Raw genomic sequence first — 1526 nt, forward strand, 5'->3', positions numbered from 1 at the left:
CAGTGAAAGCGCCAGATAATCTGCATTTTGCCCTGCCAGATTAGGATAAATCGAATTAATGGCTTTACCCGTTGCGCCGTGACATGCCGAGCAGCTGGCTGATTTAGACTGCCCGTCAACCACATTTCCCACCGCCAGAGCAGGCAAATTGATCAGCATCGATGCCACTATCCCTGCCAGTGTTCTTCCCATTACTTGCATCACAACTCCCCGGGCAAATAACATCCGCCTCAAATAAACCGTTCTTTCCGTTTATTACGCAGCCGACCAGATGATCCGCCATTGCGCTTCATTATTTTCAGCCCGGGACTGGCGCGTAATAAACCAACCCGGGGCTGCCATCAATTGATCATTGTAATAAACCAAAGGGATACGACCTCGTTCCCATGGCGGCACACCTAACTCAGACCACAATTTTTTCGCCTGGCGCGCACGATCCCGCCCGACTTTTTCGATATATCCCTGCACCTGAAAACGCACAGTGATCTTTTCGCCAGCACGTGGCTGGCGGATCAAACAGTCAGCCCCCTGCGCGATGAGAACATGATCGGCAATCAGACAGCCCAGACCGTCAGGTAGCGTTAATTTTTCAGCCGGATCCCAGCAGAGGATTTGATCTTTAAGCGACCGGCGTTCTGGCAATACATACAAACGCCCACGGAAACGCCGGACTACCATTTTCCCCAGCACTAACTGCGCCTGGGCATCTTCGCGGCTCAAAGCTACCTCATCCCATATTCTCTGCAGTTGTTCACGCGAAGGCATTCTTGCGCCACGCGATGCCAGCCAGCGACGTAATAGCGCAGAGCGTCTGACGGCTGAAAACGCCTTCAGCCTCTCAACCGACAGACTGCCCTGCTCATCGGTCAATGAAGTGAGAGATTCACTGAGCAACTCATCCAGCAGCGTCTCCTGCTCTGCGCAAAGTGATGCGCTGCGGGCTGTGGCTTGCGCAAAGTGCGGCCAGCGCTGGTAAAGTGCGGGAAAAATATCCAGTCGCAGAAAATTGCGATCAAAGCGGGCATCCCGGTTACTGTCATCTTCAATCCAGCTGAGCTTTAACTGCTTCGCGTATGCTTCAAGCTGCTCACGGCTGAGCTCCAGAAAAGGCCTTAACAAGCGATAACCGTGTGTTGAACTGTCCCCGCTCATCGCCGAGAGACCGGCAGGTCCGCTTCCACGTTTAAGTGCCAGCATGAAAGTTTCGCATTGGTCATTCAGGTGTTGTGCTGTCAGTAACACTTCACCGGCAGTCAGACTTTCAGCAAATGCCTGATAACGTGCCGTTCGTGCCGCCGCTTCAATCCCACCTTCCTGTGCATCTACCTGCACTTTAGTGACGGAGAAAGGGATATCTCGCTGCTGACAAAACGTCTGGCAGTGTGCGACCCAGTCATCTGCAAACTGGCTTAGTCCATGATGGATATGCAATGCACGCAGTTCGATATCCGGCAACGCTTTGTCGCGTAACTCAGCCAGTCCGGCCAGCAGTACGGAAGAATCCAGTCCGCCGCTGAACGCAACGC

General features: G+C 53.3%; 2 protein-coding genes. Both read right to left on the reverse strand.

Going from position 1 to position 1526, the window contains the following annotated elements; genetic code table 11:
* On the reverse strand, positions 1 to 201 hold a 201-nt coding region (locus AC1DUO_RS24875; protein WP_477989328.1), incomplete at its 3' end, for a c-type cytochrome.
* Positions 202 to 255: 54 nt separating this feature from the next.
* Positions 256 to 1526: tRNA lysidine(34) synthetase TilS (gene tilS / locus AC1DUO_RS24880; RefSeq protein WP_477989330.1), on the reverse strand; the 1271-nt coding region annotated here is incomplete at its 5' end.

It is taken from the genome of Rahnella sp. P4_A8, from assembly GCF_056402435.1.